The sequence below is a fragment of the Nitrospirota bacterium genome, from assembly GCA_030684575.1.
In the GTDB taxonomy this organism is placed as follows: domain Bacteria; phylum Nitrospirota; class Nitrospiria; order Nitrospirales; family Nitrospiraceae; genus Palsa-1315.
In genome coordinates, this window is sequence record JAUXVD010000008.1 from 532,276 (window position 1) to 554,023 (window position 21,748).

Annotated in this window: 22 protein-coding genes; 10 read left to right on the forward strand and 12 right to left on the reverse strand. The window is 58.5% G+C overall.

Going from position 1 to position 21,748, the window contains the following annotated elements; genetic code table 11:
• Positions 1-78: 78 nt before the first annotated feature.
• Positions 79-513: a response regulator gene (locus tag Q8N00_05720; GenBank protein ID MDP2382285.1), complete on the reverse strand. Its 435-nt coding sequence runs from the start codon at positions 511-513 to the stop codon at positions 79-81.
• Positions 514-1,019: 506 nt separating this feature from the next.
• On the opposite strand from Q8N00_05720, the gene Q8N00_05725 reads away from it, so the two are divergent.
• Both Q8N00_05725 and Q8N00_05730 read left to right on the forward strand, forming a co-directional pair.
• Positions 1,020-1,259, forward strand: coding sequence for a BolA family protein (locus tag Q8N00_05725; protein MDP2382286.1), 240 nt, complete (start codon positions 1,020-1,022; stop codon positions 1,257-1,259).
• A gap of 11 nt (positions 1,260-1,270) precedes the next feature.
• Positions 1,271-1,594, forward strand: a complete 324-nt coding sequence (locus tag Q8N00_05730; GenBank protein ID MDP2382287.1) for a glutaredoxin domain-containing protein — start codon at positions 1,271-1,273, stop codon at positions 1,592-1,594.
• A 245-nt stretch (positions 1,595-1,839) separates the two neighbouring features.
• Here the strand turns inward: Q8N00_05730 and Q8N00_05735 are convergent, their stop codons facing one another.
• The 9 genes from Q8N00_05735 to Q8N00_05775 form a co-directional block, all read right to left on the reverse strand.
• On the reverse strand, positions 1,840-2,244 hold the full coding sequence (locus Q8N00_05735) for a hypothetical protein (GenBank protein MDP2382288.1): 405 nt from the start codon (positions 2,242-2,244) through the stop codon (positions 1,840-1,842).
• A 134-nt stretch (positions 2,245-2,378) separates the two neighbouring features.
• Positions 2,379-3,113: an SDR family oxidoreductase gene (locus Q8N00_05740; protein ID MDP2382289.1), complete on the reverse strand. Its 735-nt coding sequence runs from the start codon at positions 3,111-3,113 to the stop codon at positions 2,379-2,381.
• 36 nt (positions 3,114-3,149) lie between these two features.
• Positions 3,150-3,908, reverse strand: coding sequence for a TIGR04282 family arsenosugar biosynthesis glycosyltransferase (locus Q8N00_05745; GenBank protein MDP2382290.1), 759 nt, complete (start codon positions 3,906-3,908; stop codon positions 3,150-3,152).
• A gap of 3 nt (positions 3,909-3,911) precedes the next feature.
• Positions 3,912-4,625, reverse strand: coding sequence for a TIGR04283 family arsenosugar biosynthesis glycosyltransferase (locus Q8N00_05750; GenBank protein MDP2382291.1), 714 nt, complete (start codon positions 4,623-4,625; stop codon positions 3,912-3,914).
• Between the two features lie 51 nt (positions 4,626-4,676).
• The gene (locus Q8N00_05755; protein MDP2382292.1) at positions 4,677-5,060 is read right to left on the reverse strand and encodes a hypothetical protein; all 384 of its coding nucleotides are present in this window, start codon (positions 5,058-5,060) and stop codon (positions 4,677-4,679) included.
• A gap of 191 nt (positions 5,061-5,251) precedes the next feature.
• Positions 5,252-6,403 (reverse strand): 2'-deoxycytidine 5'-triphosphate deaminase, encoded by a 1,152-nt coding sequence (locus tag Q8N00_05760; GenBank protein MDP2382293.1) that lies wholly within the window; start codon positions 6,401-6,403, stop codon positions 5,252-5,254.
• Positions 6,400-7,524, reverse strand: coding sequence for a KamA family radical SAM protein (locus Q8N00_05765; protein MDP2382294.1), 1,125 nt, complete (start codon positions 7,522-7,524; stop codon positions 6,400-6,402). Before Q8N00_05765 ends, Q8N00_05760 begins: the two co-directional genes overlap by 4 nt.
• Before the next feature lie 42 nt (positions 7,525-7,566).
• A complete protein-coding gene (locus tag Q8N00_05770; protein ID MDP2382295.1) occupies positions 7,567-7,821 on the reverse strand; it encodes a glutathione S-transferase N-terminal domain-containing protein in 255 nt (84 codons plus the stop codon).
• A 5-nt stretch (positions 7,822-7,826) separates the two neighbouring features.
• A complete protein-coding gene (locus tag Q8N00_05775; GenBank protein ID MDP2382296.1) occupies positions 7,827-9,308 on the reverse strand; it encodes a hypothetical protein in 1,482 nt (493 codons plus the stop codon).
• A gap of 252 nt (positions 9,309-9,560) precedes the next feature.
• Here Q8N00_05775 and Q8N00_05780 point away from each other — a divergent pair, with 252 nt between their 5' ends.
• From Q8N00_05780 to Q8N00_05805, 6 genes are all read left to right on the forward strand, one after another.
• A complete protein-coding gene (locus tag Q8N00_05780; GenBank protein MDP2382297.1) occupies positions 9,561-11,066 on the forward strand; it encodes a phosphatidylglycerol lysyltransferase domain-containing protein in 1,506 nt (501 codons plus the stop codon).
• Entirely contained in the window at positions 11,063-14,167 is a 3,105-nt protein-coding gene (locus Q8N00_05785; protein MDP2382298.1) for a PAS domain S-box protein, read from the forward strand. The genes Q8N00_05780 and Q8N00_05785 overlap by 4 nt, the downstream gene beginning before the upstream one ends.
• Before the next feature lie 191 nt (positions 14,168-14,358).
• Complete coding sequence (locus Q8N00_05790) at positions 14,359-15,177, forward strand: CbbQ/NirQ/NorQ/GpvN family protein (protein MDP2382299.1); 819 nt, start codon at positions 14,359-14,361, stop codon at positions 15,175-15,177.
• A gap of 180 nt (positions 15,178-15,357) precedes the next feature.
• Entirely contained in the window at positions 15,358-15,672 is a 315-nt protein-coding gene (locus Q8N00_05795) for a DUF167 family protein (protein ID MDP2382300.1), read from the forward strand.
• Between the two features lie 2 nt (positions 15,673-15,674).
• The gene (locus tag Q8N00_05800) at positions 15,675-16,103 is read left to right on the forward strand and encodes a glycine zipper family protein (protein MDP2382301.1); all 429 of its coding nucleotides are present in this window, start codon (positions 15,675-15,677) and stop codon (positions 16,101-16,103) included.
• A 121-nt stretch (positions 16,104-16,224) separates the two neighbouring features.
• The gene (locus Q8N00_05805) at positions 16,225-16,665 is read left to right on the forward strand and encodes a hypothetical protein (GenBank protein MDP2382302.1); all 441 of its coding nucleotides are present in this window, start codon (positions 16,225-16,227) and stop codon (positions 16,663-16,665) included.
• Positions 16,666-16,931: 266 nt separating this feature from the next.
• On the opposite strand, the gene Q8N00_05810 is transcribed toward Q8N00_05805, so the two are convergent.
• Together Q8N00_05810 and Q8N00_05815 are read right to left on the reverse strand one after the other, a co-directional pair.
• The gene (locus Q8N00_05810) at positions 16,932-17,546 is read right to left on the reverse strand and encodes a carboxypeptidase-like regulatory domain-containing protein (protein ID MDP2382303.1); all 615 of its coding nucleotides are present in this window, start codon (positions 17,544-17,546) and stop codon (positions 16,932-16,934) included.
• Between the two features lie 5 nt (positions 17,547-17,551).
• Positions 17,552-17,986, reverse strand: coding sequence for a ferredoxin-thioredoxin reductase catalytic domain-containing protein (locus tag Q8N00_05815; GenBank protein MDP2382304.1), 435 nt, complete (start codon positions 17,984-17,986; stop codon positions 17,552-17,554).
• A 173-nt stretch (positions 17,987-18,159) separates the two neighbouring features.
• Here Q8N00_05815 and Q8N00_05820 point away from each other — a divergent pair, with 173 nt between their 5' ends.
• Both Q8N00_05820 and Q8N00_05825 read left to right on the forward strand, forming a co-directional pair.
• Positions 18,160-21,201 carry a VWA domain-containing protein gene (locus Q8N00_05820; protein MDP2382305.1) on the forward strand — a complete coding sequence of 1,014 codons (3,042 nt, stop codon included), beginning with the start codon at positions 18,160-18,162 and terminating at the stop codon, positions 21,199-21,201.
• Positions 21,202-21,280: 79 nt separating this feature from the next.
• Complete coding sequence (locus tag Q8N00_05825; GenBank protein MDP2382306.1) at positions 21,281-21,691, forward strand: hypothetical protein; 411 nt, start codon at positions 21,281-21,283, stop codon at positions 21,689-21,691.
• Positions 21,692-21,748: the final 57 nt, after the last annotated feature.

Consider the following 21,748-nt stretch of genomic DNA (forward strand, 5'->3'; position numbering starts at 1 on the left):
CCCTATGGCAGAGTTGGAACTCTTGTGCCGAGGAGGGGAAGGTCTCTCCTCGGCATAGAGGGGGGTGGAGGCTCATGGTTACAGTCGCGCAAGCTCCCGCTGTTCCATGGCCCGTGCGACGGCTGACCGCAGTTTCTCGCCTTCGACCGGTTTGACGAGATAATCTACCACGCCTTGCCGGAGGAAGGAGGTCGCCATATCGGTATCCGGGAAGCCGGTCAGCACGATGAGCGGGACATGCGGATAGTTGCTGCGGAAGTAGGCGATGGCTTCGGCTCCATTGACCTTTGGCATGCGGATATCGCAAATCATCACATCCAGCATGAGCCGGTTCTCACCGCTGTTGATCGTCTCAATGGCTTTCTCACCGTTCTCAGCCTCAAGCACGTCATAGCCTGCTTTCTGCAGCGTCATCTTCACGACTTTACGAATATCCGGCTCATCGTCCACCACCAGCACCCGTCCGTTACAGGCTTCCCCCCCGACAAAGAACCCAGATTTAAATTCACTCATGGTGCCCTCCTTGGTTGATAGTGAGATGTGGTTTCCTGCTGGCTCCCTCACATGCTCTTGAACTACGTAGGTCGCAATGTGCGTGCCAGCCTGGCTTCGTAGAAAGGGTCCGAGTTTCCCTGCAAACATGCGTTTTCGGATAGAGGGCGCGTAGGCACGTGGTTGATACCCACCAGCATGTGCTGAAAACCACCACCAATGAGACTTGAAGGTGACGGGAGCCTGCCATTTCTGCTATTCGCCGAGAACGGGGAAGAAGGAACGTGGTGACGAAACGAGCATGGTCCCTGCGGTGACATGCGAGCGAAAGGCCTGTAGCTCGTCGATCGGATGAATCACATGGGATACGGGCCTGGATGAGAAGGGATACAGGGCTCAATCGCGTTCATGCTTTCGGAATGGGTCTTTCGAGCCTGCTGCCGCGATTAAGCCCTGTTCGTTGGCTTTGAATTGCCTTTCAGTCTGGCGCTAGGGTATCCTGACTGCACAATGAAATTGGAGAGTCTATGATCACGCCAGACGTGTTGACTGATTTTGTACGACGGGCGATGCCGGATGCTGCGGTGACGGTCTTGGACCGGACCGGTACGATGGATCATCTCAAAGTGGTGGTGATTTCGGCAGCATTTGCGGGAAAGAACCTGCTGGATCGACACCGCATGATTTATCAAGCATTAGATGTTCCGATGAAGGACGGGCGGATTCATGCGCTCGAACTCACAGCCAAAACCACAGACGAAGCCTAGGAGGCCGACCCATGGCAGATTCCATTCAAGATGAAATTAACAAAGAAGTCGCCGCACACAAGATTTTGATCTACGGCAAAGGCACCAAGCAGATGCCGATGTGCGGGTTCACGCGAGAGACGATACAGTTCTTCGATAAGTACGGGTATCCGTTTGAACTGATCGACGTCCTCACTCAGCCGAGCAAGCGAGAAGCGCTCGCAAAAATGACCAACTGGCCGACGCTCCCCAAGGTGTTCATCGACGGGCAGTTTTACGGCGACACCGACGTGCTGGACCCGATGGCGGCCAAAGGCGAGATTGAGCCGCTGCTGAAAAAAGCATTCGGAAAGTAAGAATAGATTCGAAGAGACGAGGGCGACGGTCATGCTCTTTTGCTCGCGCAACGCGCGGCCTCCGAAGGCCCTCGTTGGACGCGCGCAGTGAGAGCATAACCGTCGCCCTCGTTATTTTCTGCAGCAGCGGGTGGGGGGAGAGAAGTAGGGAAGGGTGGCTGTCATGCTCTTGTGCTCGCGCACCCCTCACTTCAGAAGGTGTGGTGCAAAGGAGCAAAGAACCAACGGGGGTGCCAGTCCTCTCCCTACCTTTTTGCTTCCGGAGGCGGCCAGTTCATTTCGGTGTGCCTGCCGCAGTAGTAGCAGGAGAGGCGATAGCGGCCTTTGCGGCGGGGATTCGGCAATGAGGTAAAAGTGATGGGGGTATCGTCGAAGGGGCAGCTGGGTTGATCATGCAGGAGATGCACCTCGGCCATCATCGTGATCGATCCGTCATCCCAGGGTGGGGTGGTCTGCTCTTTGCCGGTGATCTGTTCCTTTATATGGCATCGTTCGCATTCAGCTTCGTAAGTCTTGATCCTTGCGAGATGGGGAGTGGTGTCTGTCACGTCCATCGCTCCGCCGCAGCCTGGCTTGGCGCAGGTCACGTGTTCGTGTTGTAAGGCCTGAATGAATCGGTCATGTGCTGTCCGTTCCTGCTCTGATTTCATAAGACCTCCCTTGTATCCCACTTCTTTGTCATTCCAGGAAGGCTGGACAGCCTTGGCTCAACTGCGCGCGTCCAACGAGGGGAGTCCGCGACCGCGCGTTGCGCGAGCACAGGAGATCATCAGGCTCCATCCCCTCACACCCCCCATGCACCGCTGATTTGAATATTGGCTCCGTTCACGTACCGGGCTTCGTCACTCAGTAAATATCTCACCGCAGCCACAGTGTCGCTCACCTCGCCAATATAGCCGGCAGGGATGCGCTTGGTCATGCCGGCGAGTTCTTCCGGCGGCGCACTGCCGGAATCGATAAAGCCTGGCGAAATCGCATTGACGGTAATACCGTGCGGCGCCAGCAGTTTGGCTAGCGTGCGAGTGAGAATCAAGACGCCGGCCTTGGCGATGTAATGGGCCGTCACGTCCGGCTGTGAAATCATCTGGTCGGCGTTGGCCATGCTGAAGTTGATGATGTGCCCGGATTTGCGGGTCTTCATGCCCGGCGCGACGGCTTGCGCCAGATAGAAAATCGGATGGAGGTTGCCGTCGAACATCTCGTTCCAGCCTTCGACGGTTTCGTCGAATAGGTTCACGCGATGGTAGGGCCCTGCGCCGTTGATCAGGGCGTCGATCCGTCCCCATTGCTGTTCAACCTGGGCCACGAGCCCTTTGGCCGCCTGGGGTTTCGAGACGTCACAGCGAATCGAGAGCGCACGGCCTCCAAGACTGGTGATGGCTTCAGCTGTGGCTCTGGCCTCCGCGTCGCTCGTGCGGTAACAGATGGCGACCGACCATTGTTGTGCCGCGAGGTCGAGTGCGATCCCCCGTCCGATGCCTTTAGCTCCGCCTGTGATGAGCGCTACTCTCTCTGCCATCAGTGATCCCTTATGCGGTGTGGCCGATTGCGGATCTTATCGAGTCTTGAGTCTGGTTGCGAGCAGCTGCAAGGTGCCGGCTGTTCGCATGGAAAATGTCCGGTCTTGTTTGGGCTTCTTATTGTCTTCCTGGCATTCTGTGGTGAGCGATTGCAAGTCTGCGATGGTATCCACGTCGCGCCAGGCGGTGGTGAGTCCGACGGATAAGCCCAGCGTCTTGGCTTTCTGCTGCGTGACGGCGAGGACTTGATCGGTGGACCAGGGCACTCCGGTAAAGAGTTTCTCTGTGGGCTGTTTGAGGCCGATCAAGTAGTACCCGCCGTCGATAGCCGGCCCTAAGACCACGTCCGAACGGCCTAGGAGCGCAAACGCCTCTTGATACACCGAGAGAGGCAAGGTCGGAATGTCGGTCCCCACGATGATCACGTGTTTGTAGCCTTTCGCGAAGAGATCGACTGAGGTGCGGTGCATCCGCTGGCCCAGATCCTCTCCTATTTGATCGAGCAGGTGGACGTTCTGTCGCTCTTCCATGATTTTGAAGAACACCAGCTCAGAGGAGGGCGAACAGGCCAGGTAGCGATGGAACGGGAGCTGCAGTTTTGCGACGGCGAGTTTGGATCGTTCCAGCATGTCGAGGACGAAACTGCCGTGCAAGGTGGCCGCCTCGTCAGGGGTCAGTGGCGGGCAGAGCCTGGTTTTGACCTCGCCAGGGATCGGAGCTTTAGCAAAGATTACCAATGCCGTGTGAAGCGTAAGGCGTGAGGTGTCAGGCGATTGAGAGGAAGGCTGTTTCATCGTTTATCTCACTATTCCATACCATCGATTGAGTGTATGAGGGGGCACCCCGATCCAATAGAGGAACCGCAGTGCCCACATCAAGAGGATTGTCGGCAATGGTCCCTGCTGCTCCCAGCGACGGAAGGAGGTGGTGACGGTTGTGGTCAGGGCCGCAGTCGCGCCCCTTCGTTTGAGTCTGTGGGAGAAATCGATATCCTCCATCAATGGCACATCGGCGAAGCCTCCCATCTGTTCGAAGATGGGACGACGGACGAAGAGGGCTTGGTCGCCGGTGGCAATGCCGCTTACTCTTGAGCGCCAGTTCATCATGCTGCTGATGATGGATCCCCACCGCGAGGGGCGATCAAATCGGACATCGAACCGTCCGCCTATCAGGTCTGGTCTGGCCATCGCCGTCTCGATCACGGTCTTTGCGTCATCTGGAAGCTGCGTGTCGGCGTGGAGAAACAATAAAATGTCTCCGCGGCTGACCTTTGCGCCTTCGTTCATCTGGCGGGCCCGTCCGCGTGGGCCAGGCACCAGTCGAACGGGGCTGAGCACTGAGTGTTGAGTCCTGAGTCGATAGGACTCGACGAGTAGGGGGGTCTGATCAAGGCTGCCACCATCCACCACGATCAGCTCATCGAAGCCGAGGGCTACGGTCTGTGCCAGGGTGGCCATGATCGTCCGTTCTTCGTTGAGCGTCGGGATGATGACGGATATCGTCATCGCCATGGTTGTTAGCAGTCAGTATGAACGTTGCTGGCGACCTGTTTCAGCATCCTGCTAATCGGGCTTCTTCGGTTCGTTGAACATGAAATACATGACGACCACTACGGTCGACCAAAACACCACCTGTTTGTGCCAGAAAAGGACTTCTCCATAGTGGAAGAAGATGGCTGCGAGCAGGAGGGAAGCGCCGATGAGGCTGTAGCGGAGGGTCATATTTTCAACGACCGCATTGGCCCATACCGCGACTCCGCCGAAATAAATTAAGAGAGGAATCACATCGATCTCGAATCCGCCGCTGATCGAGAGAAAGATGTCGAGAAAGCCGATGAAAATCAGGGCAGTGCCCACGATCATCCCGGCGACACGCATTTGATTGTCGCTCCCGGAGTCGTCATCTGGCTCGTGGCGTGCCGGTTGGTTGGTTGGCTCTAGCGGCATGGGCAACAGATTCCTAACTGTTCGTGAAATGTGAAACGTCCGAATAGGGAGCAAAGTACGCATGTTGCCGGATGTTCAAACAGGCTGTCCCGCAAGGCCGCAGCATGTGAAGGCCCGAGGCGTACCCTTGAGGGTACGTTGAGCCTCTGCGCGAAGCGAGGACGAAGCTGGCGGTCTGTTTGAGCATCCGTCTAGGCCTTAAAATGTTTGCTCAGGGTCAAGCCCTGGCGCTGATACGAAGAGCCAAGCGCCGAGCCATAGAGCTGACCGGGGCGCGCGAGCATCCTGTCGTATACAACCTTGAAGAAGGTTTGTCCATCATGGATCAGGAAGGGCACGTCGTGGGGGCGGACTTCCAGCACGACTTGGGTACCGTGCAACTCGCCTTGGCCGTACCCGAATCCCGGATCGAAAAATCCTGCGTAGTGGGTCCGCAACTCGCCACAGGCCGCTTCGAAGGCGACCATCTCGGCCGCATAGCCGGCGGGCACGCGAATCCGTTCCTTCGATGCGAGAATATAAAATTCTTCCGGTTCCAAGAGCAGGCTGTCCTGGCGGTGGCGGTAGAGGGGCTCCCAAAAATCGAGCGCCGCATAATGGCCGACCTTGGAGAGATCGATGACGTGACTATTCTTCTTTGCTCGATAGCCGATAATCGGCGAGGTGCTTCGGTCGTCTCCCTTCAGATCGATGCGGAGAAACAGGCCGCGGTCCGTTCGGAAATCGCGGGTGGCCAGCGCCTGCTTCGTGGGGAGGTTGTGGTAGAGCAAGGGCTCCCGCTTGTGGAGCGTCTGCAGCGACCGGTCCGGCACGGTGGCGTCGCCGCGCACGAAGCGAATTTGATTGAGCGAATACCCGGTCTTTACCTTGATCGTGAACGAGCGAGGGACGATCTCCAGATAGAGGGGCCCGGTATAGCCGGCTCTGATTTCATCGAATCCCGTATTGAGATCCGTCACGACGCGGGTAAAGACGTCCAGCCGTCCGGTCGTACTTTTGGGGTTGGTCCTTGCCCGGATGGCCTTGGGTAACGTCACCCGTTCCAGCAGCGGCACCAAATAGACATGGCCTTTTTCGAGGATGGCGCCCTCGGTCAGGTCGATCTCGTACATCACGAGATCGGACTGATAGAAGTCCAGCACGTTGAGTCGGCTCGTGATCTCGGACAGCTCAGGCAAGAAGCTGCTGAGCAACCGATAGGCTTTGCGCCCGAGCCGCAGGTCGAGGCTGGCCGGCTGAATCTGGCGGTCTTCGATCGGTACGTCGGCCTGGATGGCCCCGCTTGCGATCAGCTGCTTGATCTGTTGGTAGGGCAAAATGCCCTCCGGGGCTCTGGTGCTCACAGGTCGTCGTGCTCTCCATTGCTGCAGGAGTTCAGTGAAGGCCCGGCGCTGACCATCGGCAGCTCGCGGGACGAGCTCTGTTTCGGCTGAGGATAGTGGAAGGCTTTGTTTTCGTAATTCTTCAAGAGGACCCCCTCGGCATCCATGTGGACCATGTAGTCGCCGGGGAGCAAGGGAATCTTGCCACCGCCGCCTGGCGCATCGATCACGAAATGTGGGACGGCCATTCCGCTGGTATGGCCCTGCAGCGATTTAATGATATTCAATCCCGTTTCAACCGTGGTGCGGAAGTGATTCGTGCCCTTGGTCAGATCCGCTTGGTAGAGATAGTAGGGTTTGATGCGCGCGAGCAGGAGTTGGTGCATCAAGCGTTTCATGATCTCAGGGTCGTCGTTGACGCCTTTCAATAATACGGTTTGGGCGCCAAGCGGCACACCGGCATCGGCTAACATCCCACAGGCTGCTTTGACGGCCGGGGTGAGTTCGTCCGGGTGATTGAAATGCAGATTCATATAAATAGGATGGTACTTCTTCACGATCGCGCAGAGTTCCGGAGTGATCCGTTCCGGCAGGGTGCCGGGCACCCGCGATCCCAAGCGAACCAGTTCTAAATGCGGAATGGTGCGCAGGGCCTTGAGGATCCGCTCCAATAAATGATCCGGCAGGAGCAGCGGGTCGCCGCCGGAGAGGATGACGTCGCGCACCTCGGTATGTTCACGCAAGTAGGCGATGGCTTGATCGAGTTCGCCCTTCTTGAGAAACCCGGGTTTTCCGACCAGCCGTTTTCTCGTGCAGAATCGGCAATAGATCGGGCACTGATTCGTGACCATGAGCAGGACGCGATCCGGATAGCGGTGGACGAGGTGCGGGACCGGGCTCATGAGATCTTCTTCGAGCGGATCGTCTTCCGCCTCGAAGTCGTCCATTTCGGCGATATCGGGAACCACCTGTTTCCAGATCGCGTCGCCTTTTGTCTTAATCGTCGCCAGCACCGTGGGAGTAATGCGCATTGGATAGTCGCCCACGATAGCTTCGATTTCTTTCGCATCGACACCGAGCTGCGCCGCCAAGTCTTTGGGTTTCACGATGCTGTCGGCGAGTATGCGTCTCCAAGCTTCCATGCGGTCTCCTTTGCTGTCGATATGGAACGGCAGGCTGTTCGACTAACGACCCTGGATCCGCTCCTGACCGTACGTCTTGTCCAAATAGTCGAGAATGTCGTCGGTTTCCGTCAACACCAGGTCTCCATCCTTCAGGACGGGAACATAGTACTGGCCTGAGACCTCGTGGACGATTTTGCGCATCGGCCGGATGTCGGGCACGATGACCGGCTCGTAGTCGAGGTGGAGGTCCGCCAACTTGTCGCGCACGACTTCACAGTCGGGACACCAGTCAACATGGTAGAGCGTTAAGGCCATAGCGTTCAGCCCTCAGTACTCAGGTTCTTCATCGCTGCGCAGGGCACCATGACGGCGTCCTTCATTCCGTGGATCACTTTCTTGTCTGATGAGCAGACCGTTGCCAGGATACCAGCCAGCTCGATCGTTTCGCCACTCACGAAATAATAGGGGGAGAGCCTGGCGCGACCGGACATCCGGTTCATCTCGCCGCTGAGGGGATCGAAGTAGTCGAGGTCGTAGAGGCGACCCTTATGAAACTCTTGCAGGACATAGGGCGTTTTGGGAAACGAGGCTAGGGCGTTGTCGATGGCCGCAGTCCATTCGTGTTGCGGCATATCGTGACCAACCGATACCCCTCGGCTGCCCCAGGCGAGTTCGGAGAACCCCGATGGCTTGATCACGAAGTGCCGTTCTTTCTGAGTGGCCGTGGTCAGATCGCGCCAGTTCATCACGGCCCGTCCGCCCATCGTCAAACCAGGAATCGTGGCGGATGGAGGGATCGGCGCAGGATCGAGAATCCACGTACGCGGCATAATCGTCGTCAGGTGGAGGAAGACCTCTTCTCCCAAGGCCTGCTCCCAGAAGGGTCGTAGGGCCGGGTGATGGAGCAGGGCAAAGGCGAGTTTTTCTTCCAGCGCCGGCTTATAGGGAGGCGTGACGGCGACCCGGTCCTTCTTGACCGCATATTGGACGAGTTCTGATTTGGGAATATTGAGCAGATCGAATAACTCATAGAAGCGATAGATCAACGCGATCGGTTGGTCCATCCCCTCATGGGTGAACCGGAGGCCTTCTTCCGTGAAGCGAACCTGGCGGGGCTCTACGCAATAGGCGTCGACCCCGATCGCTCGCAGCCGGGTCGTGAGCCACGTCATTTCCGGCCGATAGTCTTTGGCCTCTTCCGACAGCAGAATGGCGATGCAGCCGGTCTGTTGAGCGAGCTGGGCCTTCAACATGGCCGCAAATCCTTGCACCATCCCGTCAGGACCTCCCACGAGCGACAGACCATCAGTCTGTGCATCGGTATAGAGCGACGAGAGGCAGGCCGTCATGCCGATCCCGCCTGGGACTGAGTCGAGTTCGGTGATGACCATGCCATCCTGGGTGGGGATGACGTCCGGTCGGATGACGGCGGGAAGATGATCGCGAAATCGCTTCATCCGGCTGTACGTGATCAGCCCTTCCGGCTTGCCTTGATCGAGGTATCCCGCGACCCAAGCCGGTTGGAGGCCTCGCACACTGTCGAGGTAGAGGCGGTTCAGCGCTCGATAAAACGAGAGGAGCTGCGGGCCAAGCCGGTGAAAAAAACCTAACTGCTCTTGGGTGACGGTGAGTGGCGTGGTCGCGATTCGCCAGGTCGTCGTTGCGGCAACCGCTCCAGGGACCGGTTCTTGTCCTGGCAGAGCCGGAAAGAGGCCAGCGTGGCTCAGTTGGTCACGGATGATCGCGCAGCGATGAATGAGGTCGGAGGTAGCCAAATCAGACAGAGGAGGTGTCCATGTCAATGAGAGCCTTTCATGCGAGGGCCACGAACTCTAACACGAGGATTTAGGATCGTACAAGGGGCGAGGGCGCAAAGGGGAAGAGGCGGTGGAGCCCGTCGTAAGGTTACGGCAACAAGTGCCGATGGAACGGACACATGGATGTAATATTTTACGACAGATGATGAGGAGGGACGTCAGTGAAAAGGTGACATCCCCTTGGGCACTCCTGCAGAATGGTGCTAGTATAAGCCGCCTATCGATTGGAATCCTCCCATGTCCGACTGTACAGGTGAACTGCTGAGTCCCTCCGTGACAGTACCGACCGCGTTGCCACAACTCGTGCCGAGCCGTAGCTGTCTCCAGTGCGATGTCTGTTGTCGCTTTCCGGACCCCGACAGTGCCCTGCGTCCCTATTTTACCGGGGACGAAATTACCAGAGCCCTGGCTGGTGGTATTGAGGGGACGGCCTTTCCCGATCGGGGGGGCTCGCAGGTGACTCTGGTTTCAGTCCCTCATGGAGAGGGCTATCTCTGTCCGGCATTCGACTCAACGACGTCACAGTGCCGTATCTATGAGCAACGCCCGCTCGATTGTCAGCTCTATCCATTGGCGCTGATGTGGAACGAAGCGCACGACCAGATTCTGTTGGGGTGGGATACGAAATGTCCGTTCATGCGAGAGGAAATTCCTGGGGAGATCCAGCAGCATGCCGACCGGGTGATGTCGCTGCTCAATCAACCAGGCATCCGTGAAGAGCTTGTCGCGCACCCTCGGCTCGTCGGACGGTTTCAAGAGGACGTGATTGTGCTGGCCCCCCTTCCAGATATGACAGCCGCAGTCGCCGCTCGGTGGGGGACTCTGTCGCTGCAGCGTCTGACAGTGGACGATATCCCTCGACTGACGATAGCCCTGGATCGGTCTGGATTCGGCGGGCCGCAATCGCCTGCCGCCTATTCGCCGGTCTATCATTATATGAGTAACGGGCTGTTAGCCTATTGGTGGATGGAGCTTCACGGGGCCTTGTGCCTCTTTGCGCAATCGCCGGATGGGTGGTTCATGCTCCTGCCTCCTCTGGGACCAGGCTCCATCGATGCACCATTGGCTGCCGCAATGGAGCTGTTGCGGCGCTGGAACGGTGGCTCGTCGGTCAGCCGAGTTGAGAACGTGTCGGCCCGGTTGGTGCCAGAGTTTGAGCGGCTGAGATATCGTTTGACGCCCAAGGAACCGGACTATCTGTACCGTGCGACGGACCTCGCCGCTCTGGCGGGCGACAGATATAAATCTCAGCGCGCATTGTGCAATCGATTTGAGCGAGAGCAGACCTGTGAGGTGGGCCCCTATCAGCTTGGCGATCGTGAGGGCTGCCGTGCCCTCCTCGAGGACTGGTCACGCCAGAAGCAGGCGGAAGGACTTGAGTCGTTCGGCGTGATGCTGCTGGCTGATGCGGAGTCGGTACATGATGTCCTGTGGTCGCATGCACCGGTCCTTCAGATCATCGGGACGGTCGTCAGGGTTCAAGGCCGGATCTGCGCCTATACCTTCGGCTATTGGTTGACGAATACGACATTCTGTGTCCTGTTAGAGGTGGCAGATCGGGCACGTCCCGGTTTGGCGCAATATCTATTTCGTGAGACCTGCCGGATGGCGTTGTCACAAGGGGCCGATGCTATTAACACGATGGATGATGCGGGGCTCCCCGGCCTGCGTGCATCCAAACAGGCCTATCATCCAGCGCTGCTGATTCCCAATTTCGTTGCGTCCCCGGTGCGCGAATCATGAAGACGTCCATGGCCCTCTCATTTCTCGACCTTCGCCGCTATCGCTGGCTGCCCTATCTCATTATTGCCATGACCCTGCTGGCGTTCGTGGCCGGCGCCCAGTTGCTTCAGTTCGTTGAATCCCGCCTGGTCGTGGCGACAGGGGAAGAACTCACACTCGCCGCGGTGGAAGTGGCCGAAAAAACCGATCGGATGTTGTTTGAACGTCAGGGCGATGCCCTCATGATGGCCCGCGCATTTTCGTTGCGCGCCTCGGACCCGACGTACCTGTCCGAGTATTTGAAGTGGATGAAGACCGCCTATTCCCCGGTGTACCTGTGGCTCGCGGTCACGGATAGTCAGGGCTCAATTGTGGCGGCGACAGAGTCTTCGTTGACGGGGCATGACCATAGCCAGGCTCCATGGTTTTTGGCCGCGCGCGCGTCGCGACGATTGGACGTGGCCGATGTGGCAGCCCATGAGGCGGGCAGCGGCGTCGATACCATTGCCTTTACGGCTCCGATTCTCGACTCACAAGGCACGTTTCTAGGCGTGGTGACCACGCGGGTCGCGCTCCCATTTTTGGAGGAAGTCACCACGAGGACTATTCGCGCCATTGAAAATCGACAAGACGGAGGTGGGCAAGTCGAATATCAAATGGTGACCCGGCAGGGTAAAGTGTTTGTCGATTCGATGGAGTCCTCTCCGGAGAGTCTCAATCTGAAGACCATGGGACTCCCGTCGGTGCTGCTGAGTGAGGCGGGAGAGCCGGGGTTTATCGAAGAGGAGCATCTGCGCCGGCATGTTCAGGTGGTGACGGGCTATGCGAGGACTCAGGGGTTTGGAGAGTTTGTCGGGTTGGGCTGGACGGTCCTGGTGCGCATGGATCGGCAGGATATTTTAGCGCCGATTCATACGTTCATGTGGAAAGCCGGGATCATTGCCGGAGTGGTCTGGATTCCCATGTTGGTGTTGTTGCTCTGGTCCACGGCGCGATTGCGTGCCGAACATCGACAGGCGCAACAGGAAAGTGCCTGGGCGAAAGCCGCCGAGACGGCGCTCCTCCAAAGCCAGGAGCGAAACCGGGCCATCGTCGATACCGCGCTCGATGGGGTGATCACGATCGACTCGACCGGGATTGTGACCGATTGGAACGCGCAGGCCACGGCGATTTTCGGATGGTCTCGCGAGGAAGCGCTGGGAAGGGCCCTGGCAGAGACCATTATTCCTGAGCGGGATCGTCAGGCGCATGAACGGGGCCTTCGTGAGTTTCTCCGGACAGGGGCTGGCGCAATCCTGAACCGCCGGATTGAAATTATCGCGCAACACCGGAACGGCTGGGAGCTTCCCGTCGAGCTGGCGGTGTCTCCGGCAAAGATCGGGGACGCCTATATTTTCAGCGCCTTCATTCGGGACATTACCGACCGTCGCCGGGCTGAACGGCGCTTGGCGTCTCAGTATGCAGTGACGCGAGTCCTGTCCGAGTCGACGACCCTGGAAGAGGCGGTTCCGAAAATCATCCAGGCGATCGGGGAGAGCTTGGAATGGGATCTGGGTGTTTTCTGGCGGGTGGATAAGTCGGCGGGGTTGTTGCGCTGCCTCGATCAGTGGAAGTCGTCATCCGTGCAAGCCGATCCGTTTACGATGGTCACCTGGCAGCAGGCGTTTCGTCGGGAAGAAGGCTTGCCGGGTCGTATTTGGGCCAGCGGCAAGTCGGCCTGGGTGACGGACGTCGCGCTGGATACCAACTTTCCTCGTGAGGTGCAGGCTCAAGAGGCTGGGCTCCACGGGGCGTTTGGATTCCCTGTGCTCGTCGGGAGTGAGATCGAGGGCGTCATCGAACTCTTCAGTCGTCAGGTCCGTCAGCCCGATGACGAGTTGTTGCGAATGGTAGAAGATATCGGCCTCAAGATCGGCCAGTTCGGTGAGCGGGCTCGAACGGAAGGGGTGCTTCGGGAAACCGAAGCCCAATTGCGTCAAGCCCAGAAAATGGAAGCCGTCGGGCGATTGGCCGGCGGCGTTGCGCACGATTTCAATAATCTTCTGACCGTGATTCGAGGGTACAGCGAGTTGCTGCTTGGTCGATTGGGACCCACCGATGCCATGCGGAAAGATATGGAGGAGATCAAGAAAGCGGCCGACCGGGCGTCCGGGCTGACTCGTCAATTGCTGGCATTCAGCCGCCGGCAGTTCATCGCGGCGAAAGTGCTGGATCTTAATGCTCTCGTCGCCAATATGGACGGCATGTTGCGGCGTCTCATCGGTGAAGATATCGTCGAACTCTGTACGGAGCTGGATTCGTCAGCCGGCGCCATCAAGGCGGATCCCGGACAGATCGAGCAGGTCATTATGAACCTGGTGGTCAATGCGCGCGATGCGATGCCCAAGGGTGGGCGGCTGACCATTCAAACGAAAAATGTGACGATCGATAAAGGGGCGAGGCTGGATGCCGTCGGGGTCGAGCCGGGATCCTATGCGCTGCTGTTGGTTCGCGATACCGGCCACGGGATGGATGCCGAGACCCGATCGCACCTGTTCGAGCCGTTCTTCACGACGAAGGAGCAGGGGAAAGGGACAGGGCTGGGACTCTCAACCGTCTATGGCATTGTCAAACAGAGCGGAGGGAGCATTACGGTGGAGAGTGCTCCTGCCCGGGGCACGACCTTCCGGATCTACTTTCCACGGGTCGAAGCCGAGGCGCCTGGGGTAGCGGGGGCGACCGAAGCGATCGATCCGGCGAGGGGCCGCGAAACGATTCTCTTGGTCGAAGACGAGCCGGCGGTTCGGGGGCTGGTACATGAAACGTTGCGGCTTCAGGGCTATACGGTGCTGGAGGCGCGTCACGGTATCGAAGCGCTCCTCACCAGTACAAAATACGTGGGGCCCATCCATCTGTTGTTGACGGATGTCGTGATGCCACAGATGAGCGGCCCCGAAGTCGCAGAGAAACTCCTGACCGTTCGGCCGGGGATTAAAGTGCTCTATATGTCGGGGTACCCGGACCATCCGGTGTTCGATCAGGGCGGCGTAAGCCGAGAGACGGGGTTCCTGCCGAAGCCGTTCTCCCCTCACGTGTTGGCACAAAAGGTGCGGGAAATATTGGACGGTGTAAAAGCCGCTTAGTTTGCAGGATGCTGAAAAAGCCCGCCAGCATCGTTCTCGCCTCGAACGCATCCTCAACGTAGCCCAAGGCTACGCTTCCGGTGCCTTCGTCGGCCTATCCCTGCCGGATCGCTTGATCTTCAGCCTCGGTTCCGTTTATCGTGCCCTACCACAGCACGCAGCTGTTTGAACATCTACAAAGGGCAAGAGTCATGAGTCAGCAGGGACGCGAAGTCGACGTTGGACAATATCGGATCGAGCGAGAGCCGTTCTACGCGGAGGTTCGTGGCGAGATCGGGCTGTTCACCATCGCGGCGAACAGTAAGATGCCGGTGATGCTCAAGGGCCCGACCGGCTGCGGCAAAACCCGATTCGTTCAGCATATGGCCTACAAGCTCGGCCGTCCCTTGATTACGGTGGCCTGTCACGAAGATCTGACGGCGTCCGATCTCGTCGGCCGGTATTTGCTGAAGGGCCAAGAGACGGTCTGGGTCGATGGGCCGCTCACGCTCGGCGTCAAACATGGCGCGATTGTTTATTTGGACGAAATCGTCGAGGCGCGGAAGGACACGACGGTCATTATCCACCCGCTGAGCGATGATCGCCGGCTCCTGCCGATAGAAAAGAAGGGCCAGGTTCTCGAAGCGGCAGACGACTTCCTGCTCGTCATTTCTTACAACCCCGGTTATCAGAGCGTGCTCAAGGATTTGAAGCAAAGCACGAAGCAGCGCTTTATGGCGATCGAGTTCGACTATCCGGCGCCCGACATCGAAACCACGGTCGTCGAACGAGAAGCTGGGATCAGCCGTGATCTTGCTGCCAGTCTGGTGAAACTTGGCGGCAAGGTGCGGAACCTCAAGAATCATGGCTTGGAAGAAGGGGTCAGCACCAGATTGTTGATCTATGCCGGGACATTGATACGGCAAGGTGTGGCGACCGATCGAGCCTGCGATGTGGCGATCGCTCGTCCGATTACCGACGATCCCGATATGCAGCGCAGTATTTTGGAGTTGGTGAAGGCCATTTTCTAATTCCTTCTAGGATGCTGAAAAATCCCGCCAGCGGCGTTCTCGCCTCGAATGCATCCTCAACGTAGCCCAAGGCTACGCCTCCGGTGCCTTCATCGGCTGCGGCCTTGCTGGACGGTCTGTTTGAGCATCCTGGGACAATGTACATAAGCAAGCTCTGTTAGGTTCCTGGCTCTGTCACAGATGAATGCGCTGATCGTGCAGGACACCAAAGCTGGAGCGGTCCTCTCCGTTCACATTCAGCCAAAAGCCTCCACTACAGAATGTGTGGGCCTTCACGGCGCCGCGATTAAAATCAGAATAGCCGCCCCTCCGGTCGATGGCGCTGCCAACGACGAATTGATCCGATTCCTGGCCCGTCAACTCTCGACGCCTCTTGCTTCGGTGCAGATCCAATCCGGTGCGAGTGGGCGGCACAAACGTGTCCTCGTGAAAGGAGCCACGGCGCAGCTGGTGATGGCTCGTTTGAACCTGGGATCGCAGAAAGGATCGGTGTAGTCATGACGAGGAGACGTCTGTCCGTCATCGGGGGATTCCTGCTACTCACCGCCTGTTCGTCGGCGCAGCCGGTACTCTATCCCAATGCGCATCTGCAATCTGTCGGGAAGGACGTCGCGGAGCAGGATCTTGAGGCCTGCCGGCAATTGGCGGAAACGGCTGGGGCGGAAGAGGGCAATGGCAAAGCCGGTCGTGTGGCGGCCGGTACCGCGGTCGGGGCTGGTGTCGGAGCGGCAAGCGGCGCAGTCGGCGGCGCCATTTCTGGTGCAGCAGGCAGCGGTTCTATCATCGGGGCTGCGAGCGGGGCGGTGTGGGGATTACTCACGAGTCTGTACTACGTGTTCGCCGGGTCGCCGCCGAATCAAGCCTACACGAATTTCGTGAATCGGTGCTTGCAAGAAAAAGGATACGAGGTGACGGGATGGCAGTAGCGGGATGGGGGCAGATGGATCGATGCTCTTTGCTCGCGGAACGCGCGGCCTCGGAAGGCCCTCGTTCGACGCGCGCAGTCGAGCATCAATCCATCCGTCCCCTCATAGAAAGAGGGAATGAATGATTAAGAGGTTGATGTGGCAGCGTCTCATCATGGTCGGAATAGCCGTTGGTCTCGTGGCCTGTGCGGGGCCGGAGCCGTTGTTGCGGTCGAATGCGAAGGTACAGCTGCAGGGGCGGGAGGCGTCGAAGCTCGATGTGGCGCTGTGTCAGAAGAAGGCTGACGAAGCCGGACTGAAGCCGGGCACCCGCGCTCGAAGCAGTAACGTGGCTGCGGGAGCTGTCTTGGGTCTACTGACCGGCGCTGGAATCGGGGCATCGAGCGGGCTCATTGGCGGCGTACCTGGTGTGACGATCGGGGCAGCAGTCGGCGGCACGCTCGGAGTGATCGTCGGGTCGTTTGGTGGCGCCTACAAACCGCTGGAGCCGGATCCTCCGTATGCCGATGCGGTGGTGCGGTGTTTGATTGAAAAGGGGTATGATGTGAGTGGCTGGCAGTGAGGAGAGCCCTCCTTGCTCGCGGAACGCGCGGCCTCAGAAGGCCCTCGTTCGACGCGCGCAGTAGAGGGCTGCTCCTCTCTGCCAGCCTGTGAGAGTGGAAGAGATAAGGAATTGGAAAGATGGCCGTGCGATGCAGGCCTGTGAGAAAGTCGGCCAGCTTTCTTGCTCGCAGACCGCGCACGATGAAACAGTGTTTGTTCGACGGACCAGTCTGGATTGCCCTGGCTGTGAGACCTGAGAGAGCGATGATTGCGGAGTAAGGAGCCTCAGCAGAGACTGGCTTTGCAGTCGGTCACGACGAGATTTGTGGCTTTTTCACCTGCCTCGAGTTCTATCACCAGCCAGGCTAGTCCGGACAGTCGTTCTTCTTGGTGTGTGCCAGATCCTCCTTCGATCAGACTGACGATGTAGTAGCGCCCGGCGGGAACCTTGGTGAACCAGAAATGCCCGGTGGGATTGGTTCTGGTGGTGCGGAGATAGGGAGCTAGCCGCTTTTCTGTCTGGAGCCTGGTCACTGCTTCGTGTGCGCAGTCAGCTGGAGAGCGTGGGGCTACGGTGTTTTCAGCGGAGGCCTGGGTTCCTGTCGCCGAACAGGAAGTTGTTTTGACTTGGTGGTCAAACCAATAACGGGTGTAGGGAGTCATGGGGATGAGATGGATTGGCGCGCCTGCTTGGGTGATGGCTTTTCCTGATGGTGAACTGAGAAACGCCTGTCCAGTCAGACTGCCTTGCCCTTTTTGCTTGTAGGGGAAAAAGTCTTTTTCGTTCAACGGTGGTTGGTTCGACGAGGTTGGCTCAAGCGCTTGCCCCGATAGGGGACAGAGGCTCCCGAGGAGTAGGAAGAGCACGAATCCGAACCGGAGTCGGTCAGGGTATCGCATAGCGGTTACGGTGTCGGTGTTGATGAATCCTTGTCTGCTGTCTGTGGTGCCTGGGCCGCTTTGTGTTTGAGTGCCCGGCCTTTGTCGGGAGTCGGGTCTGTGACGACGCCATAGATCTCCCGCCCTTCGTGGCCTTCCGGGAGATATTCCGTGATCGGCATGCCGTCTTCCCGCACGAAGAGCAGACAGTGACAATATTTGTAGATCTGCATCTCGTCGCAGGCGCACATCCAACGGCGGAGTTTGGCTTCCGCCTGTTTATCCTTGTAGAAGTTACAGGGACAGAGGGGTTTACCCAGTTCGTCGATGTGCATCGCGAGGCCTTTGACCACGGCTTCGGTGACGGCGGGCATGGGATGCATGGCGGTTCCGCTCTTGTCTGCAAAGCCCTTTACGTACTTCCACATTTTGTCGAGACTTTCTTGCTTGGGATCGGCCATCACAACTCCTTTGGCAAGGGGCTATTGGCGAGAGGAAGGACGAGGATTTCTGCCCCCTAGCCCTGTGCCTCTCGCCCCGTACCAGCGCGTCAGCGCCTAGTTTACAAGCGCCAGGGCGTCCTTTACAATCCAGCCCTCCCCTCACATTCCGCAGTATTGGATCGAGAATCGAGATGTCGGATACCCATCAGCAATTGATCGCAAAGCTGGCGGAGGAGCTAGGACCATCCACGGCCCAGCACCTGGTCGCTCGCCTCGTCGAAGTCTCGGTCAAGCCGAATCAAGCGGAAGGCGTGTTGCTGCTGCTCGATGAACTAGATGAAATATCTCCGAAGGTTGCCCGCGCTGCGATCGAGTCGTTCCCTGACTTGCAGCGCCGGGATCGGCTCAGCGATGCGGTGTCCTGGCTGGATTTGGGGATTGCGCTCGCCGGTTCATCCGGTGCGATCGGATTGAAATATTTCAAGGAGAGCCCGCTGGTGTTGGGCTTGATCGAGACTCCCTCTGGCCGGTCGTTGGTTCTGAAAACTGCGTTGGAACTGGCCGAGCAGGATGCGAATGTGGCGCTGGAATTCCTCCGCGTGTCGGCGGAAGCGGTCACGGTCATTTCGCCGGATCAGCTAGAGGCCTGGTTGGAAATCGGGTTCGAGCTGACGCAGGTCGATTTTGTCGTCGCCCTGGAGTATATCCGCCAAATTCCCGCGGTGGCCCGCGTATTGCCGATCGAAGAGGCTAGAGCCTGGGCGACGTTCGGGATGAAACTCATTTCCCAGAATAGTTTCGGTAAGACCGATTATTTCGGGACCATCGAATTCCTCCGCACCAGCCCGCTCATTCTCGGCGATCTCGAAGACCAGTCGGTGCGGGCCAAGGTCATTACCGTCGGGTCGTTGCTGGCTGAACGGGATCCCGGGGCCGGCATTGCCTGGTTATCGGAATCGCCCCGTTTGTTGCGTGCCGTGCCAAATGAGGGGTGGCGACTGAAAATATTGCAGTACGGGGCCTTAGTGGCCGAGCGCGATGCCGACACGGCGTTGACTTATTTGCGCCGCGCGCCTGAATTGGTGGCGGTGATCGGCGCGTCTGCCGAAGCCATGGCGCGATTTGAGGCCTGGTTTACCGCGGGCATGGAAGTGCTGGCCTATAGTGTCGAGGGAGCCAGAGCCTATTTTGCCCTGGAGTCGCAGAAGGCGCTGACCTCGGTGGAAGCGGCCTTAAGCGGTGTGCCGCTTCGGCAAGTCGCGCGGACCATCAAGCTCTTCGTGCAAGGGCTCTGCGGCACGGACCTGACGATTCAGGCGCTTCCAGATTCGCTGAGCCAGGAGACGGCTGCGCGGCCTACGGTGAGCCAGGACGGGCGCACGATCTCGCTGCCGGCACTCCTTCGCCGCTATCCCACAGCCGAGGAGAATACGCGATTGTATCTGGTGATGGCGGCTCACGAAGCGGGGCACGTCGAGTTCGGGACCTACCAGTTGACGCTTGAGCCGCTCGCGGACGTGGTCATGGCTCTGCGCCAGAAGTATGGCCGGGTGAAACAGGTTGACCCGGACAGTTTGGCATCGCTATTCCGTTTCTATCCCCATCCGGGCCTGATCCAGGACTTATGGACGCTGGTGGAGGATGCGCGGGTTGAGTATCTGTTGCAGCGAGAGTATCCGGGGCTCCAGCGGGATCTCCAACAATTCGCGAGAGAGGCGATCACGACGCGGTCGTTGACACATGGGCTGACGGTCAAAGAGCTCGTCGTCGATCAATTGCTCCAGTTGTCCACCGCCGCGTCGCAGCCTGTTGCGATTCATGAGGCTATTAAGGACGAGATCGCTGTCCTCTGGCCGATGTGCCAGGCCATTCAAGCTCCAACGGCGACGGCGGAAGAGGCCGTGCGTCTGGCCCATGCGCTCTATGTACAGCTCGAAGAATTATTGGCGCCGAAAGGGGCGATGATCCAGGCCGATCAGGCCGGTGACGCGTCAGAAGAGCTGGGTGTCGGCCCCTCCGCTTCCGATCAGACGGGTGAGGACTATCGCCCCATCACCAACTGGGTGTACCGTGGGGCCATGAATCCTGAGTTCATTCGTCAGAATGCACAGGACGGACGGACGGCGGACGATCAGCAGCAGTCTGAAGAGATTCAACGGATGGCGAGCGCAGCAGGCGGATCGCAAGAAGCTTCGTCGCAGGGTCAACAGAATCGAGGGGGTACACGCACGGAGACGGAAGGGGATCGGCTCGCCGGGGGGCGGCAGTTGCCGTCCCAGGTGGAAGAGCTGTTGGCCGTGAAGGTCGAGCAGCCGGCGCCGATCGATCATGCCGGACCGGGCGATCGTGCTGTGCGTTATCCGGAATGGGATCAGGGGATCGATGACTATCGCCTCAACTGGTGTCGCGTCGTCGAACGTGCCGCAGAGGAGGGGAGCGGGGATATTGTGGCGGCGACGTTGAGCGCACATGGTAGTGAGGTCTCCGCCCTTCGACGGTTCTTTGAAGGTCTGCGGCCCCCGGGGCTGCGGCGGGTGCCTGGCCAAGCCGATGGCGACGAGCTGGATGTGGATGCGGCAGTTCGTATGTGTGCGGAGCGCGCGGCGGGCATCGATCTCTCGGATCGTATTTATGTCAGGCGGGAGCGAAAAGAGCGGGATGTTGCGGCGGCCTTTCTGGTCGACGTGAGCGGGTCGACCAGTCGTCAGCTAGGGAGTGGCCGCCGCGTGATCGACCTGGAAAAAGAGGGGCTCGTGCTGCTCTGTGAAGCGCTTGAGGCGGTCGGAGATCAATATGCGCTCTATGGCTACTCGGGCCAGGGCCGCGGGCAAGTGGACTTTCTGGTGATCAAGGATTTCGACGACCAGTTGGGCGGGAAGGCGGCGCAGCGGTTGGGCGGACTGGTCCCCATGCAGCAAAATCGTGATGGGGCGGCCATTCGCCATGCGACCGCCAAATTACTGGCGCGCGAAGCCAGGACGCGGCTGCTCGTCCTCATCAGCGATGGACGTCCGCTCGATGACGGCTATAAAGATGAGTATTCGCTGGAAGACACCAAAGCGGCGTTACGAGAGGCGCGGCAGCGGGGGGTCCATCCGTTTTGTATTACGATCGATCGGGAGGCCGACGGGTACGTCCGGAGAATGTATGGGGACGTGCAGTTTGCCGTCATCGATCATCTGGAAGCGCTGCCGAAGCGATTGCCGAAGATTTACCAACGGCTCACGACGTAAGACATGAAAGGTCGGATATCGCGGAAGGATTGCGTCGTAATTTCGGGCTCAACTTTTCACGTTTCACGAGAAATACAACATGGCCAATGAAACTGACCGACCGACTGTGCCGCCTTGGCTCTATAAGTTGTTTTCAGGGAATCAGTATCCCTATGTTCGTCGCTTAGCGAAGTTCGCCCAGCCGACCAAGCCGGGAGAAGATCGCCAAGAGCCGACGAAGGAGATGATCGATGCCAAGTTTTGGGAGGTCTATCCTCGCTGTTGGGCCAAGATTCTTCAAGAGGTGAAGGTGGGCATGATCGTCGTGTTCCACGACCTTGGAGAATATCCAGCGGGAGGATTTCAAGAGCTGGTCGACGATCCGGACGCCTTTCTTGCCAAGAACTATGGCAAGAAAAAGATCAAAGTGAATTTCTACGACGGAGACAACTTCGTCTGCACGATCAATTTCAAAGTCGCGGGTTGGACGGAGCATGAGGGGGGGCATTGAATACAAGCCGGTTGCATTCTGGCCCTGCAGAATGCGAATGATGAGGCGGGCTTGTTC

Excerpts from the sequence above, each read along its gene's own strand:
- Q8N00_05720 (MDP2382285.1), bottom strand. The coding sequence starts at position 513 with ATGAGTGAATTTAAATCTGGGTTCTTTGTCGGGGGGGAAGCCTGTAAC.
- Q8N00_05725 (MDP2382286.1), top strand. The coding sequence starts at position 1,020 with ATGATCACGCCAGACGTGTTGACTGATTTTGTACGACGGGCGATGCCG.
- Q8N00_05730 (MDP2382287.1), top strand. The coding sequence starts at position 1,271 with ATGGCAGATTCCATTCAAGATGAAATTAACAAAGAAGTCGCCGCACAC.
- Q8N00_05735 (MDP2382288.1), bottom strand. The coding sequence starts at position 2,244 with ATGAAATCAGAGCAGGAACGGACAGCACATGACCGATTCATTCAGGCC.
- Q8N00_05740 (MDP2382289.1), bottom strand. The coding sequence starts at position 3,113 with ATGGCAGAGAGAGTAGCGCTCATCACAGGCGGAGCTAAAGGCATCGGA.
- Q8N00_05745 (MDP2382290.1), bottom strand. The coding sequence starts at position 3,908 with ATGAAACAGCCTTCCTCTCAATCGCCTGACACCTCACGCCTTACGCTT.
- Q8N00_05750 (MDP2382291.1), bottom strand. The coding sequence starts at position 4,625 with ATGGCGATGACGATATCCGTCATCATCCCGACGCTCAACGAAGAACGG.
- Q8N00_05755 (MDP2382292.1), bottom strand. The coding sequence starts at position 5,060 with ATGCCGCTAGAGCCAACCAACCAACCGGCACGCCACGAGCCAGATGAC.
- Q8N00_05765 (MDP2382294.1), bottom strand. The coding sequence starts at position 7,524 with ATGGAAGCTTGGAGACGCATACTCGCCGACAGCATCGTGAAACCCAAA.
- Q8N00_05770 (MDP2382295.1), bottom strand. The coding sequence starts at position 7,821 with ATGGCCTTAACGCTCTACCATGTTGACTGGTGTCCCGACTGTGAAGTC.
- Q8N00_05780 (MDP2382297.1), top strand. The coding sequence starts at position 9,561 with ATGTCCGACTGTACAGGTGAACTGCTGAGTCCCTCCGTGACAGTACCG.
- Q8N00_05785 (MDP2382298.1), top strand. The coding sequence starts at position 11,063 with ATGAAGACGTCCATGGCCCTCTCATTTCTCGACCTTCGCCGCTATCGC.
- Q8N00_05790 (MDP2382299.1), top strand. The coding sequence starts at position 14,359 with ATGAGTCAGCAGGGACGCGAAGTCGACGTTGGACAATATCGGATCGAG.
- Q8N00_05795 (MDP2382300.1), top strand. The coding sequence starts at position 15,358 with ATGAATGCGCTGATCGTGCAGGACACCAAAGCTGGAGCGGTCCTCTCC.
- Q8N00_05800 (MDP2382301.1), top strand. The coding sequence starts at position 15,675 with ATGACGAGGAGACGTCTGTCCGTCATCGGGGGATTCCTGCTACTCACC.
- Q8N00_05805 (MDP2382302.1), top strand. The coding sequence starts at position 16,225 with ATGATTAAGAGGTTGATGTGGCAGCGTCTCATCATGGTCGGAATAGCC.
- Q8N00_05810 (MDP2382303.1), bottom strand. The coding sequence starts at position 17,546 with ATGCGATACCCTGACCGACTCCGGTTCGGATTCGTGCTCTTCCTACTC.
- Q8N00_05815 (MDP2382304.1), bottom strand. The coding sequence starts at position 17,986 with ATGGCCGATCCCAAGCAAGAAAGTCTCGACAAAATGTGGAAGTACGTA.
- Q8N00_05820 (MDP2382305.1), top strand. The coding sequence starts at position 18,160 with ATGTCGGATACCCATCAGCAATTGATCGCAAAGCTGGCGGAGGAGCTA.
- Q8N00_05825 (MDP2382306.1), top strand. The coding sequence starts at position 21,281 with ATGGCCAATGAAACTGACCGACCGACTGTGCCGCCTTGGCTCTATAAG.